This is a genomic window from Pseudomonas sp. B14(2017) (genome assembly GCF_002113255.1).
GTDB classification, from domain to species: Bacteria; Pseudomonadota; Gammaproteobacteria; order Pseudomonadales; family Pseudomonadaceae; genus Aquipseudomonas; species Aquipseudomonas putida_Z.
Map to the genome: position 1 here is coordinate 67315 of NZ_NEJY01000006.1, position 14143 is coordinate 81457.

The 14143-nt window shown below is 62.6% G+C and carries 11 protein-coding genes; 7 read left to right on the forward strand and 4 right to left on the reverse strand.

Annotated elements, in window-relative coordinates; all coding sequences use genetic code 11:
- Nucleotides 1-69: 69 nt before the first annotated feature.
- The 3 genes from CAG34_RS07650 to CAG34_RS07660 all read right to left on the reverse strand — a co-directional run bounded on the left by CAG34_RS07650 (nucleotide 70) and on the right by CAG34_RS07660 (nucleotide 2534).
- Nucleotides 70-429, reverse strand: a complete 360-nt coding sequence (locus CAG34_RS07650; RefSeq protein ID WP_015271224.1) for a flagellar protein FlaG — start codon at nucleotides 427-429, stop codon at nucleotides 70-72.
- A 69-nt stretch (nucleotides 430-498) separates the two neighbouring features.
- Entirely contained in the window at nucleotides 499-1347 is an 849-nt protein-coding gene (locus CAG34_RS07655) for a flagellin domain-containing protein (RefSeq protein ID WP_015271225.1), read from the reverse strand.
- Between the two features lie 251 nt (nucleotides 1348-1598).
- Nucleotides 1599-2534 (reverse strand): ketoacyl-ACP synthase III, encoded by a 936-nt coding sequence (locus CAG34_RS07660; protein ID WP_085589029.1) that lies wholly within the window; start codon nucleotides 2532-2534, stop codon nucleotides 1599-1601.
- 311 nt (nucleotides 2535-2845) lie between these two features.
- On the opposite strand from CAG34_RS07660, the gene CAG34_RS07665 reads away from it, so the two are divergent.
- The 7 genes from CAG34_RS07665 to CAG34_RS07695 are packed head-to-tail and all read left to right on the forward strand — an operon-like array spanning nucleotide 2846 to nucleotide 11247.
- On the forward strand, nucleotides 2846-3964 hold the full coding sequence (locus tag CAG34_RS07665) for a DegT/DnrJ/EryC1/StrS aminotransferase family protein (protein WP_085589031.1): 1119 nt from the start codon (nucleotides 2846-2848) through the stop codon (nucleotides 3962-3964).
- The gene (locus tag CAG34_RS07670; RefSeq protein WP_178080870.1) at nucleotides 3961-4704 is read left to right on the forward strand and encodes a WbqC family protein; all 744 of its coding nucleotides are present in this window, start codon (nucleotides 3961-3963) and stop codon (nucleotides 4702-4704) included. The genes CAG34_RS07665 and CAG34_RS07670 overlap by 4 nt, the downstream gene beginning before the upstream one ends.
- Nucleotides 4697-5677 carry a hypothetical protein gene (locus CAG34_RS07675; RefSeq protein WP_085589035.1) on the forward strand — a complete coding sequence of 327 codons (981 nt, stop codon included), beginning with the start codon at nucleotides 4697-4699 and terminating at the stop codon, nucleotides 5675-5677. The genes CAG34_RS07670 and CAG34_RS07675 overlap by 8 nt, the downstream gene beginning before the upstream one ends.
- Nucleotides 5674-6231 (forward strand): GNAT family N-acetyltransferase, encoded by a 558-nt coding sequence (locus tag CAG34_RS07680; RefSeq protein WP_085589037.1) that lies wholly within the window; start codon nucleotides 5674-5676, stop codon nucleotides 6229-6231. The genes CAG34_RS07675 and CAG34_RS07680 overlap by 4 nt, the downstream gene beginning before the upstream one ends.
- On the forward strand, nucleotides 6228-7007 hold the full coding sequence (locus CAG34_RS07685; RefSeq protein WP_085589039.1) for a phytanoyl-CoA dioxygenase family protein: 780 nt from the start codon (nucleotides 6228-6230) through the stop codon (nucleotides 7005-7007). Before CAG34_RS07680 ends, CAG34_RS07685 begins: the two co-directional genes overlap by 4 nt.
- A gap of 5 nt (nucleotides 7008-7012) precedes the next feature.
- Nucleotides 7013-7741, forward strand: a complete 729-nt coding sequence (locus CAG34_RS07690; RefSeq protein WP_085589204.1) for a bifunctional 2-polyprenyl-6-hydroxyphenol methylase/3-demethylubiquinol 3-O-methyltransferase UbiG — start codon at nucleotides 7013-7015, stop codon at nucleotides 7739-7741.
- A 2-nt stretch (nucleotides 7742-7743) separates the two neighbouring features.
- Nucleotides 7744-11247: a glycosyltransferase family 2 protein gene (locus CAG34_RS07695; RefSeq protein ID WP_085589041.1), complete on the forward strand. Its 3504-nt coding sequence runs from the start codon at nucleotides 7744-7746 to the stop codon at nucleotides 11245-11247.
- Between the two features lie 123 nt (nucleotides 11248-11370).
- Here the strand turns inward: CAG34_RS07695 and CAG34_RS07700 are convergent, their stop codons facing one another.
- Nucleotides 11371-14091: a glycosyltransferase gene (locus CAG34_RS07700; protein ID WP_085589043.1), complete on the reverse strand. Its 2721-nt coding sequence runs from the start codon at nucleotides 14089-14091 to the stop codon at nucleotides 11371-11373.
- Between the last annotated feature and the right edge of the window lie 52 nt (nucleotides 14092-14143).

The window sequence follows — 14143 nt, forward strand, 5'->3', positions numbered from 1 at the left end:
CCTCTCATCAACGCGTCAACCCGCTCCTGCGGGACAGACATGCTTCACTTCATTGGTGTTCGCCGCCAACTATACCTTGGCGTCGAACAGAACACTTTTGACATCGCTCAGGCTGTGAGCGATCCGCAGGGCCTCTTCCGAGGGCAACTGGCGAATCAGTTCACCACTGTCGGTAGCGATGACTTTGACCACGATCTTGCCGGATTCTTCATCCGTGGAAAATTCCAGATTGCGCTGCGACGCCTTCAGGAACTTTTCGATCTCCGAAACGGCATGTTTGACCTTGTCGGCATCCTGCACCGCCTTGGCGTCTTTCTTGTCGTCTTCGGGTTTTACGTTTTCCGTCGACCGGGCAACCGGTTTTTCGGCAACCTGCTCGGCCGGACGTGCGGCCGGATAAGACAGGTTCAGCTTGACGCTCATGTCCATGCCCACCACCTCGCAATGAAAAGGCGGGGAAGTGCCTTACCAGCACTTCCCCGCCAGCAACCAGGCAGATTAGCCCAGCAGCTTCAGTACTGCCGACGGCAGCTGGTTGGCCTGGGCCAGAACCGAGGTGGAAGCTTGCTGCAGGGTCTGCTGCTTGGTCAGCTGGGCAGTTTCAGCAGCGAAGTCGGTGTCCTGTACACGGCCACGAGCAGCTTCGGCGTTTTCGTTGATGTTTTGCAGGTTGTTGATGGTGCTGGTCAGACGGTTCTGCGCGGCACCCAGGTCAGCACGGTTGCTGTTGATGGTTTGCAGAGCGGCGTCGATGGCCGAAACAGCAGCGCTGAAGTTGGCTTCGGCGGTGGTGGTGTCGGAACCCTGAATGTTGATCGAGGAAGTAACGCCCAGGTCCGAAGCGGTGAACTTGGCGCTCAGGTCGATGGTGATCTGGTTGGCGGAACCGGTGTTGGAACCAACCTGGAAGGTCATGACCGAAGCCGAACCGTCCAGCAGGTTCTTGCCGTTCAGCTGGGTGCTGTTGGCGATACGGGTCAGTTCCGAAGCCATCGACTGGAATTCTTTGTCCAGAGCGACACGGTCGTTGGTGCTGTTCGAGTCGTTTCGGGACTGAACGGCCAGTTCACGCATACGCTGCAGGATGTTGGTCTGCTCTTGCATCGCGCCTTCAGCGGTCTGGGCGATGGAGATACCGTCGTTGGCGTTTTTGATAGCCATGGTCTGACCACGGATCTGCGAGGTCATGCGGGTAGCGATCTGCAGGCCGGCGGCGTCGTCTTTGGCGCTGTTGATTTTCAGGCCGGAGGACAGACGGGTCATCGAGGTGCTCAGTGCATCGGAAGCACGGTTCAGGTTTTTCTGAACGCCCAGAGAGGTGGTGTTGGTGTTAACAGTCAAAGCCATGACGAATTCCTCGTTGGATTGGGTACTACGGCTTCCGGCCTTGGCAATTCGCCGGGTGTGGCACAGAGAACCTTCGTAATGTTTATCGTCGTCAGGGCAGTTTGCTTTAGGGCGATTTCTCACTTTTTTTGCTGGCATCCGGCCATCCCAATGAAATCAAGGGTTTGACGCCAGAAAACCATCATCAGAAACGAAAGAAGCGCGGCCCGAGGCGGGCAGCGCTTCTTTGATAACGCAAGGGTGACGCTCGATCAGCCGTTGCGCTCGATGATCGCCGAACCCCAGGACAGGCCGACGCCGAAGCCACTGAGCGCAACGCGCTTGTGCTGCGAGTTCATCACGTGCTTTTCCAGCAGCAACGGGATGCTCGACGACACGGTATTGCCGGTCTCGACCATGTCCTTGACGAACTTCTGCTTGTGCGCGCCTTCGTCGAAGCGCGCAGACACGGCATCAACGATCGCCGCGCTACCCTGATGCAGGCAGTACAGGTCGATGTCCTCGGCGCGCAACTGGCTGGCCTCGAGCAACTGCTGCAGGTGCGCAGGCACTTTGACCAGGGCGAAGTTGTAGACCTGGCGGCCGTTCATGAAGAACTTGCCGTCGGTGGTGCGCAAGTGTTCGGCACCTGCACCATCGCTGCCGAACAGCGATTTGCCGAGCTGCCAGGCAGCATCCTCGCCCATCCAGGTCGCGGTCGCGGCATCCCCGAACAACATGGTCGTGTTGCGATCCTCGGGGTCGACGATCTTCGAATAGGGGTCGGCGGTAATCAGCAGGCCATTCTTCAGGCCCGCTGCTTCCATGAAGCCCTTCATCGCATACAACCCGTAGACGTAGCCGGAGCAGCCCAGGGAAACATCGAACGCCGCGACATGCGTCGACAGCCCCAGCTTGTGCTGGACGATCGCGGCCGTATGCGGCAGGCCTTCGGCATCACCATTCTGAGTGACCACGATCACCGCATCGATGGCCGCCGGGTCAAGCGATGGATTGGCAGCGAACAGCGTCCTGGCCGCCTCGACGCACAGGTCAGAGGTTTCCTGGGCCGCATCCTTGCGCGGCAAGAAGGTCGAACCGATCTTGCCGAAGATGAAATCCTGATCCTTGCCGAATTTCGCACCCTGAGCGTAGTTATCCACGCCTTCTACAGGTACGTAACTGGCGATGCTTTTGATGCCAATCATTGTGGCTTCCCGATGGAAATGGCAAAAATTCGCAGGTAACGCGGCCATGGCTGCCAGAACTTGCACCCCACGGCGACGGGACTACCCACAGACTCAATAGATTAAAGATGCACGTTTCGACTGCCAAGTCACGATCAACGACAGATTGAACACAATCATACCAATGGAGAAGGTTGGCCGACTTCTTGCTATCAACCCATCAACCCGGTGCCGGCCGTCGGTTTCATGGCGAAACCTCGTCTGCGCACGTTGTACAGCGGCAGGGTCCAGCTTGCCCTGCTTCTATAACCGAAAAAACGAGCAGTGCCGCCATGGCCAAACCGATCACCGTAACCAGCCCTCTCCTGCCTCCCCTGGAAGAGTTCCTTCCTTATCTGGAGAGTATCTGGGAAAGCAAGCGCCTGACCAATGCAGGGCCGTTCCATCAACAGCTGGAAAGTGAGCTGGCCGAATACCTGGGCGTCAAGCACATATCGCTGTTCTCCAATGGCACCCTGGCGCTGGTGACAGCGCTGCAGGCGCTACGCGTGACGGGCGAAGTCATCACCACACCCTACTCCTTCGTCGCCACAGCCCATTCGCTTTTGTGGAACAACCTCAAGCCAGTCTTCGTCGACATCGATCCGCGTACCAACAACCTGGACCCACAACGCGTCATCGAAGCGATCACCCCTGAGACCACGGCAATTCTCCCGGTCCATTGCTATGGCATCCCTTGCGACATCGGTGCCATCCAGGAGATCGCAGACACCTACGGCCTGAAGGTGATCTATGACGCCGCCCACGCCTTTGGTGTACGCCAGGACGGGCGCAGCATTCTCGACAATGGCGACCTGTCGATCCTCAGCTTCCACGCCACCAAGGTATTCAACACCTTCGAGGGCGGTGCAATCATCTGCCAGGACGAAAAGCTCAAGCGCCGTATCGATTTCCTGAAGAATTTCGGCTTTGTCGATGAAACCGTGATCATGGCCACCGGCATCAACGGCAAGATGAACGAGATCCAGGCAGCGTTCGGTGTGTTGCAACTGCGCCACATCGATGATGCCCTGCAGCGCCGTCGCCAGGTCTTCGAGCGCTACCGCCGGGCCCTGGAAGACGTTGACGGTATCTCCCTGCTGCAACAGCCGGAAGGGCTCGACTGGAACTACGCCTATTGCCCCATCCTGATCGATGAACAACGCTTCGGTATCTCGCGCGATGCGCTGTACCAGCGCTATCGCGACCAGGACATCCTGGTGCGCCGCTACTTCTACCCACTGATCTGCGAATTCCCCATGTACCGGGGCCTGGCCAGCTCCAATCTGGAACGCCTGCCCAACGCCCTGAGGATCTCGAGCCAGGTGCTGTGCCTGCCGATCTATCCGGACCTGGACGTACCATCCCAGGAACAGATCATCGATATCCTGCTGCAGGCTCGCCAGGCATGACCCGACAGACCGCCCCCCGTTCGCCCGGGCGTCATCGGGTTGCCTTGATGCAGCCGTACTTCCTGCCATACCTGGGTTATTTCCAGCTGATCGCTGCTGCGGATCACTTTGTCCTCTATGACAATGTGCAATTCATCAAGAACGGCTGGATCGAGCGCAACCGTTATCTGCTCGACGGCGAAGCCAAGTGGTTTCGTATCGCCCTGGCCAAGGCCAGCCATACCCAGCACATCATGCAGCGGCGCATTGCCGAACAGTTCGAGCTCGCCGACCTGCTCAACAAGCTCGACTTCGCCTACCGCAAGGCGCCCCGTCGCGCGCCGGTGATGGCCTGGCTGGAAGCGCTGCTCACCCCGTCCGCTGACAGCATCGCAACGCTTGATGAGCGCCTGCTCAAGGCCTGCTGCACGCTGCTCGGCATCGACACACCGATATCACGCGCAAGCGCGCTGCCCATCACCGGCGAGGCCTCGAGCCAGGAGCGGGTCATTCAGATCGTTCAGGCGTGCGGCGCAACCCATTACCTCAACCCGATCGGTGGCGGGCACTTGTACCAGGCCGAGGCATTCCAGCAAGCAGGCATCACCCTGGAACTGCTTGGCGCCACGCTGCCCCCATACTCCCAGGGCAGCGACAGCCAACCCTTCGTTGCCGGGCTGTCGATCCTCGACGCCTTGATGTTCCAGGAGCCAGAAGTGGTGGGCGCCTGGGCCAGACTCGGAGAAATCCAAAGTGCCTGAGGCCATAGGCGGCTATTTCGAACTGGAACTGCGCAGCGGCCAGCACCCCTACCCACAAGCCAAGGCGTTCAACAGTGCCCGCTCGGCCTTTCGCGCCCTGATGCAGGCGCGTGATCTGCGCCGTGTCCACCTGCCCCACTATATCTGCGCCGTCCTTGAACAAGCGCTGGCCGGCCTGGACATCGAAGTGTGCCGCTACGCGCTGGACGCCGAACTCTCCCTGGCCGCCCTGCCTGACGTGGCTGCCGACGAAGGTCTGTTGTACGTCGACTACTTCGGGCTCAAGGCCGACTACGTCAGCCAGGTGCTCGCGCCTCGCTACGGGCAGCAATTGATCATCGACAACTCCCAGGCATTGTTCAGCCAGGCATTGCCAGGCATTGCCACCCTCTACTCGCCGCGCAAGTTCGTCGGTGTGGCCGATGGTGGCTGGCTGGTCAATGGCCCCGCCCGGATGCCCGAGGCACAGCCCAGCGCTTCGCGCTACCGCTTCGCGGCACTGCTCGGAAGGCTCGAGCAGGCGGCCGAGCAGCACTACAACGAATATCAGGCAAATGAGGCAGCACTGGCCGAGCAAGGCGTTCGAGCCATGTCTGCCAGCACCGCGCGCATCCTCGACAGCATCGACTATGCAAGCGTGGCTGACCGGCGCCGCAACAATCTGACCCTGCTGCGCGAGCGGCTGGACGGCTGCAATCGCTTCCACGCCTGGCCCGGCGAGCTGCCTGCAGCCCTGTGCTACCCGCTGCTGCTCGATTCGCCTGCCCAGGCAAACCACCTGCGCAGGCACCTGCTCGACCAAGCCATCTATGTTCCCTGCTACTGGCGGGAACTGATCGACAACCCGACGACACCCGCGCTGGAGCGGCATCTGGCCGAATGCCTGTTGCCACTGCCGATGGACCAACGCTACGGGGCCACGGACATGCACCGCCTGGCCGACGCCGTCATCCTGCATATGAGGACACCATGAGCATCAATGGCCAACGCATCGTGCTCAGAGCACTGGAACTCGAAGACCTGCCCATGTTGCACCGCTGGTCCAACGATGAAGCCCTGTGGAGCCTGCTGGGCGGCTGGCACTTCCCCGTCTCGCGCGAAGCTCAGCGGGATTGGCTGCTAGGCCTCAAGGGTGACCCGCTTAATCAACGCTTTGGTATCGAGGTCGCCCAGCACGGCCTGATCGGCACGGCCAACCTGGTGGGGATCGACTGGAAGAACGGCACGGCAGAGCACGGCATGATGATCGGCGACAGTTCACTGCGCGGCCAAGGCTATGGCACCGAGGTGATCAGCACGGTCATGCGCTACGCCTTCGATGAGCTGGGCCTGCATCGCCTGTGGACGACCATCATCGAATACAACGAAGCCTCCCTCGCCACCTACACGCGCAAGGTGCCGTGGTCCATCGAAGGGGTCCAGCGCCAGTGGTACTATCGAAAAGGGCAACGCTGGGACCGGATCCTGCTCGGCGTCACCGCCGAAGACTATCGCCACTGGCGCGATGAGCAGGAGCAAGGCCGATGAATGCACTGCACGAAACCCTGCAGCGCAATGGCTATGCTTGCGTTCCCGACCTGATCGCCCAACCGCTGCTCGACCATTTGCGCAACGACCTGGCCACGGCCATCGAGCGCTGCCGCCAGGTACAACTGGAAAACGGCATCACCCAACGCACGGAACAGACGGCCCACCACATCATCACCCGTGACAGCCACTTCCCTGAACTGCTGGCCAGGTTCGCCGACTGGGGGCTGGTCGACACCCTCGCGCACATGCTCGGCGGTGTGCCGATACTCAACTCCTTTGGCGGCTTGAACAACCTGAACAGTACCGATGCCTACGTTCGCAACGTGCACCGTGATGTCCGTTCGTGGTCTGCCGAGAACATGCAGATGGCCCAGGCCCTGGTGCTGCTGGACGACTTCACCGCCGACAACGGTGCAACGCTGTTCCTGCCGGGTTCACATGGCGCCCCGCACAAGCCCACCGACGCCATTTTTGAAGCCCAGGCGCATACGGCCCTGGGCCATGCAGGCTCGATCTATCTGTTCGATTCGCGCATCTGGCACGCCGCCGGGGTCAACCGCACCACCCTGCCCCGCCGCTGCCTTACCCTTACCTTCACCCGCAGCCATTTCAAGCCGCAATTCGACTACTGCCGGGCGCTCGGCGAAGCCTTCTGCGTCTCGCAACCGCCTGCGGTCCAACAACTGCTCGGCTGGTATGCCCGTACCCCGACAACCCTTCATGAGTGGTACCAGCCTGAAGATCAGCGCTTTTACCGCAAGAACCAGGGATGAGCCCCATGACCACACGCGACTACAACAAAGAGTTCCAGGACAACGCGCACCGCAGCTATTTCTATGATTTCGATGCGCGGCTCAGGGGCTACATGCTGGACACCTTCTCGCCCTGGCTGGTCAACGGCCCGGCGCTGGAGATGGGCTGCTTCGAAGGCGCCTTCACCGCCCTGTTCGCCAAGCGTTTCCCCGACCTGACGGTGATCGAGGCGGCCAGCGACCTGATCGAGGTGACGCGCAAGCGTGTCGATGCGCCCATCCAGTTCATCTGCAGCACGTTCGAACAAGCCCAGGTCGAACCGCGCTACAGCAACATTTTCCTGATCCACACGCTGGAACACCTGGACGACCGCCGTGGCGTGCTGGAGCGTGTGCGTGGCTGGCTGGCGCCCGGCGGTCGGCTGTTCATCGCCGTCCCCAACGCCAACGCACCATCGCGCCAGATCGCGGTGAAGATGGGTCTTATCGAGCACAACAGCGCCGTCACCGAAGGCGAGCGCCTGCACGGCCACCGCGTGACCTACAGCCTCGACACCCTTGAGCAGGAAGTACGTGGCGCCGGCTGGACCGTGCGCCAGCGAGGCGGCGTGTTCTTCAAGCCTCTGGCCAACTTCCAGCTGGACAAGGCCCTGCAGAGTCAACTGATCGACGATCGATTCATGGATGCCTGCCAGGCCCTCGGCATGGTCTACCCGGACCTGTGCGCCAGCGTCTACGTCGTCTGCGAGAACTGAACATGACCCCTGCAAGCCTGCACGGCAAGCCGCGCCACCCCTATTACATCTGCGCACCCGATTACCGCGAAACCTCTTCCGGTGTGTGCGTGCTGCATTACCTTTGCCACGCCCTGAACCTGGCAGGTCATGAAGCCTACGTGACTCATTGCAAGGTCAACCCAGCACTGCGCACGCCGATCCTCACCGATGAGATCCGCCTGCGCCACATGGCCCTTGGCCTGGCCCCCATCGCGGTGTACCCGGAAGTCGCCGATGGCAACCCGATCGGCGCACCGATCGTGGCCCGCTACATCCTCAACCGTGAAGGCTTCCTGACCGGCAGGGCCATCGATGCCCGGGAATCGGACCTGTTCTTCTACTACACCCAGGATTTTCGCGGTAATGCCAAGAGCGACGACCTGCTGCTGCTGCCGGTAATCGACTCGGAACTGTTCTCGCCACCTGCCGAGCCGATCGAACGTCGCGGTCACTACCTCTACCTCAATCGCTTCGACAAGACCAAGGTCGACTACTCGCTGCTGCCGGACGACATCGAAGTGCTGAGCCTGGCCAACCCGAAGACACTTGCGCAACTGGCGCAGATCTTCCGTCAGGCCTCGGTGCTGTACAGCTACGAGATTTCCGCCACCTGCACAGAAGCCATGCTGTGCGGCTGCCCGGTCATCTACATGCCAGGCGGCCATGTCACGGCCCAGCCATTCGTCGAACAGTTCGGTAACGCCGGTTCGGCCTTGTACCACGAGCCCGGGGGGCTGGAGCGCGCCCGTGCAAGCGTGATGCAAGCGCGTATGCGCTGGCTGGATATCGAGCGGGCCTTCTGGCCGCAACTGCAGCGGTTCATCGATACCACCCAGCGCGCGGCGGTGCGCCACGTTGTGCAAAGCCAGGTGCCTTCAGTCAGGGACTGGCTGCTGCAGCGCCAACTCACCCCCGTGCAGCAGCAGCTGACCGACGCACGTCGCCAGCAACTGTCGGGGCTAACCAGCCTGACCTTGCTGGTACGTGATGAAAAAGGCGATGCCGCCGCACTTCAGGACACGCTCGACAGCATCGCCTGGTGGCGCACGTCGTCCTCCATCCGCCTGAGCACCGTGGTGCTCAGCACCCGGACAGCGCCACCAGCACTTGCCGCAGGTGTGCGCTGGCTGCATTGCACGGCCCCGGGCGCCCTCGAACTGAACGAGGCCCTGCAACGCGAAGACAGCGACTGGATGATGCTGCTCGACGCTGGTGACGAGATCCTGCCGTCCGGCGCCCTGATGCTGGACCTGGAACTTGCCGGTGCCGAAGGCTGCCGCATGCTGTACTGCGATGGCATGTTCCGCTCCGCCGAAGGCCCTGGCGCCGTATTGCGCCCAGGCGTCAACCTCGACTACCTGCTGAGCCTGCCGCTGGCCATGGCGTCCCACTGGCTGGTACGGCGAACCTTGGCGCTGCAGGTCGGCGGCTACGACCCGAGCCTGCCACGTGCATTGGAACTGGACCTGACCCTGCGCCTGATCGAACAGGACGGCCTGGCCGGCATTGCTCACCTCGATGAAGCCTTCATCGTCAGCAACACCCCTTTGATCGAAGACAACGCCGACGAGCGAAATGCCATCAGCCGACATCTGGCCAACCGCGGCTACGTCAACGCGCAAGTGCTGGAAAGCCCCGCTCGCCATTACCACATCAAGTACGGTCATGCGCAGCAACCGCTTGTATCGATCGTTATCCCGACCCGCGACAACCTGGCCCTGCTGCAACGCTGCGTGGAAAGCCTGCTGGAAAAGACAGGCTACCCCCATTTTGAAATCATCCTGGTCGACAACGACAGCCAGGACCAGCAGACCCATGACTGGCTGAACAACATGGCCATGATCGGCCAGGACCGCCTGAGCGTGCTGCGCTACCCTGGGCCGTTCAACTTCAGCGCCATCAACAACTTCGCCGCAGGGCAGGCCCGCGGTGAATACCTGGTGTTGATGAACAACGATGTGGCTGTGCTCGACGAGCATTGGCTGGACGAATTGCTCAACCACGCCCAACGCCCTGAAGTCGGCGCGGTCGGGGCCAAATTACTGACACCTGCAGGGCGTATCCAGCACGCCGGGCTGATCGGCGGCCTGCATGGCCCTGCCGGCAGCCCATCGCTGGACCAACCCGCCAACGCCAGCGGCTACCTGCAGCGCCTGCATGTCGACCAGAGCATGAGCGCTGTCAGTGCAAGCTGCCTGATGGTCGATAAAGCGCTTTACCTGGCTGCCAACGGCATGGACGAAGAACACTTCCAGGTCACCTGCAACGATCTCGACTTTTGCCTGAAGCTGGTCGAGATGGGCTACCTGAACGTCTGGACGCCGCATGCCACGCTGGTTCATGAAGGGGGCGCCAGCTGGGCACAAGTGCGCAAACTGCCGCAGATGAGCGAACGCTTCGCCCAGGATCAGCACAATGCCTATGCCAAGTGGCTGCCCCAGCTGGCCAACGATCCGGCACACAACCGGCACCTTTCCCTGCATGGCAGCGGCTTTGAATTCGAGCGCTTGATGGAGCTGAGCTGGCGGCCGTTGTGCTGGCGGCCGCTGCCCGTGGTGCTGGCCTGCCCGAGCCAGGACGAGCATGCTGCGGCGCAACTGCAAGCGGCATTCAACAACCTGCGTGACGCAGGGCAGATCGACGGCTGCGTTAGCGATCGCCTGCTCAGCCCGGTCGAAGTGCAACGCCTGCGCCCTGACGTGATCGTGCTCCAGCACGCCTGCGACGCTCGCCGGCTGCCGCGCCTGAGCCAGATGCTGGGCCTGTCGTCGGCGTTCAAGATCCTTCAGGTGACTGCCCTGCCGAACACCGCCGCAGAACGCGACACCCTCGAGCAAGCGGCGCGCATGGTGGACCGCATCGTGGTCTGCAGCCAGGCACTGGCCAACAATCTCGAGGGCCTGCATGACGATATCCAGGTCATCGACAACCGACTCGATGGACAATGGGCAGACCTGCCGCGACCTGTTCGACTCGAAGGCAAGCCTCGCCTCGGCTGTGCCTTCCTCGGCAACGACCCGGCCACGGCCGAACTGGCCGAGCAGGTGGTTCGTCACTGGGCCTCACGCGTGGACTGGGTACTCTGGGGAGATGTACCGGCACACCTGCAACAGCATGCCCGCGAACTGCACCCGGCACAGGTACAGCATTCGCCCAGGCTGCTGGCCAGCCTGAACCTTGATGCTGCCCTGCTGATTCGCAGTGACAGCACCCAGGCTGCATACGACGACGCTTTGGCACTGATGCAACTCGGCGCCTGCGGCTATGCGGTGGCCTGCAGCGACGTAGCCACCCTGCCCGCCAGCCTGTGCGTCACACGTGCGGCCAATGAAGTATCGGCCTGGAACGACGCCATCACTGCCTTGGTCGACGATGAGCCAGCCCGGAACCACCAAGGCGCGGCACTGCGTGCACAGGTGGGCCAGGCAGCCATGGCTGACGCAGCCTACCTGCAGAGGCTGGCGACGGCCTGGCTGCCTGGTTGATCGATGGTGGCTGAGTCGCGCACTCAGCCGCCACTGCCGCCAGGCAATGAAAAATCCGCTACCCACGACAGGTAGCGGATTTTTTTTGCCGCATTGCCAGACGACGCTGGCCGAATGCCTGGCTCAGTGCTGACGCGCAGGACTCAGCGCATCACTGGCCCAAGTGCTGGCAAACGCGTCAGGCCAACGCGCCTGCAACACGCCACAGGCCACCGGGTCGGCCACGTTCGGCGCATCGTCGAACAGCTGCGCCACAGGCGTCCAGGCCACCAGCAAGCCCGCCGCCGCCGCCGCCAGGCAGACGTCCAGGTCGAACGCCCGTAACGGCTGAAGGCCACCGCAATGGTCGAACAGATCACGGCGGAGCAACATGCAGTCGGCAGAAACCGCGGCGCAGTTGCGCACCGACGCTGGCCAGCGTGCCTTGGCGCAATCCATCACCGACATGCCCAGCCATGGCTGGTGCAGCACCGGCCCCTGCAACAAGTCGAAGCCAGCATGCACAACCGTGCCGTCGCGCGCGAGCAGACGAGCGCCGACGACACCTACTTCAGGCCTGAGCCCCTCGTTGAGCAACCCTTCGATCCAGGCCGGCGAAATCACTTCGCAGTGCTCGGCAAGCAGCAGCAGGTATTCACCCCGAGCCTGTTCCGCCGCCAGGTTGAGCAACGCTTCACGCCCGCTCGCCGTGCCTGCCAGCAGCACGACACGCTGGCCAAACCCTTGCAGCGCGGCAGCGGTAGCTTCGGCGTGTTCGGAATTACAGGCAACCCGTAGCTCGTAGCGCGGGTAACGGGTGCGCTGCAGGACGCTGGTCAGGCAGGCCTGCAAACGCTGCACGTCACCTTCGGCGGCCACCAGAATGCTCACCAGCGGTGTGGCCGAATGGCGGAAGTCCACCACCAGGCCAGCATCGCCCTGGTCGTGCACTTCACCACGGTAACCCAGCAGCGTCAGGTGCCGCTTTAGCGTAAGCAGCGCATCGGCCTGCAGCGCCGGCGTCGCCTGGCTGCCCACCACGAGGTATTCGTCCATGTGTGCCAGGCCGCCCTGCCCATGCTGCTCCACCAGGCGCAACAGCAAGTCGAACTCCAATGCATGGCGGCAGGTTTCGCTGTAGCCACCCAACTCCACCACGGTCTCGCGGCGCACGCACCAATGCCGCGACATCAGCCCCGGTTGTGCACGCAGCAGGTCGAGGTTGCTGCCTGGGCGAACCACGCCATGCAGGCGGCCCTCGGTGTCACGCTGCACTTCATTGGCACAGACCGCCTGGCAACCCGGGGCTTCGGCCAGCTCCTGCTGCAAGCGCAGCAAGCCACCGCTGACCAAGGTATCGCCGGCCTCCAGCAACATCAGCCAATCGCTGCTCAGTTGGCGCACTTGCTGGTTGAGGTGGGTGACCCAGTTGCTTTCATTGACTTGCACGAAATGCAGGGTATCGCGGGCGGTGGTGATCGCCGGTGGCTTGCCACCCTTGAGCACCACCAGCTTGAACTGGCGCAACCCGCTGGCCAGCAGGCTGTCGAAGGTCGCCTGCAACGCCAGGTCGTCGTCGCCCAGGTCGGCAATCACGAAGGTGACCTGCGCCCCCGGGCGCTTGTTCAGGTGCGCCAACAGGCGTTGCTGCGCGGCCCTGTCCGGCGTGGCAGCGGCCAGCGCGTCAAGCACCTGGCCAGACCCCGTACTGCGCAACCAGCCGTTGCCATCGATACCGGGCACCGCCTCCAGGCGCGCAAGCCAATCACCCAGTTCGCGGGCGCGCTCACCATCGTCATTGCCGGTGAGGGTCGGTACCAGGCGCTGGCAGACCTCCAGGTTGAACAGGCCCAGCGCCAATGCTTTCCAGTAACGCTGCTGCAAGGTTGCGGCGGTGTCGTTGGGGTGCACCTGCAACAACTCGCGCTGGCGCACCCAGGTGCCCTCCAGCGCCTGGCGGTGGGCTTGCCCGGTCGGCCAGGCATGGCAGAGGAATTCCAGCGCGCTCAGGCGCTCGAACAGCGCGCCATTGTAGTAAGGCAACTCGACATACTGCCGCGGCTCGAAAATGCGCTCCGGTTCGCCGATCACCGTGCCCCATGGCGAGGTGAACAGCAAAGGTGCTTCGCCCTGGTCGTAGGTCGCGCGCACAAAACGATTGAGTACGGCAAAACCGGCCTCGTCATTGCACAGCTCGCCCCCCCATTCGCGCAGCAGGCGCACGGTACGGGTCAGCTGTTCGTCGCGAGCCACGGGGGTCAGCATGCTCGGCGCGAACTCGCAGATCACATCGGTCTGCGCCAGTTGCGCGATTCTGCCTGCGGCGACCAGGGCGCAAGACAAGGCCACACGCCAGCCAGCGAAATCCAGCTCGCCCGGCAAGGTGTCGAGCAGCGCCTGCACTGCCCCGACCCGCAGCACCGCACGCCAGGCCTGCTGACCAGCCATGGCGTACTGGCGCAGGCGTGCGCGCGCACTGTCATCGGCTGCGGCCTCGAAGGCCGAGCCCATCTTGTGGTAGGCAACCTGGGCATTGCCCGGCGCATAGCCCAACGCGTAGCCCTGAGCGCCCTGCACCTGAGGTTGCGCATGCAAGCAGGCAGCGGCCTGCTGCAGGGCCGACGCCAACACGAAATCGGCATCCAGGGCCAGGGTCACGAACGGAGTGGCGACCTGTTGCAAGGCCAGGGCCAGGCGGGCGCTGCACTGCGCGCCCGCGGTGTCCGCCTGCAGTGGCTCCAGGGCCAGGCAGGGAATGCCCGCCTGGCGATAGTAATGGATGGCTCGGGCACGATGGTCCGGCTGTTCATGCCCAAGCAGGACGACGGTCACTTGGTTGTGCGACCCGATTACGGTTTCGGCCATAGGGCACCTGTTCATGTTGTTGGTCTGGCGCCCGACGGTGGCAGGCCCCAAG

Bases quoted from the DNA above. Each gene is read 5' to 3' on its own strand.
- CAG34_RS07690 (WP_085589204.1), top strand. From the start codon at position 7,013: ATGACCACACGCGACTACAACAAAGAGTTCCAGGACAACGCGCACCGC.
- CAG34_RS07670 (WP_178080870.1), top strand. From the start codon at position 3,961: ATGACCCGACAGACCGCCCCCCGTTCGCCCGGGCGTCATCGGGTTGCC.
- CAG34_RS07665 (WP_085589031.1), top strand. From the start codon at position 2,846: ATGGCCAAACCGATCACCGTAACCAGCCCTCTCCTGCCTCCCCTGGAA.
- CAG34_RS07700 (WP_085589043.1), bottom strand. From the start codon at position 14,091: ATGGCCGAAACCGTAATCGGGTCGCACAACCAAGTGACCGTCGTCCTG.
- CAG34_RS07685 (WP_085589039.1), top strand. From the start codon at position 6,228: ATGAATGCACTGCACGAAACCCTGCAGCGCAATGGCTATGCTTGCGTT.
- CAG34_RS07650 (WP_015271224.1), bottom strand. From the start codon at position 429: ATGGACATGAGCGTCAAGCTGAACCTGTCTTATCCGGCCGCACGTCCG.
- CAG34_RS07660 (WP_085589029.1), bottom strand. From the start codon at position 2,534: ATGATTGGCATCAAAAGCATCGCCAGTTACGTACCTGTAGAAGGCGTG.
- CAG34_RS07695 (WP_085589041.1), top strand. From the start codon at position 7,744: ATGACCCCTGCAAGCCTGCACGGCAAGCCGCGCCACCCCTATTACATC.
- CAG34_RS07655 (WP_015271225.1), bottom strand. From the start codon at position 1,347: ATGGCTTTGACTGTTAACACCAACACCACCTCTCTGGGCGTTCAGAAA.
- CAG34_RS07680 (WP_085589037.1), top strand. From the start codon at position 5,674: ATGAGCATCAATGGCCAACGCATCGTGCTCAGAGCACTGGAACTCGAA.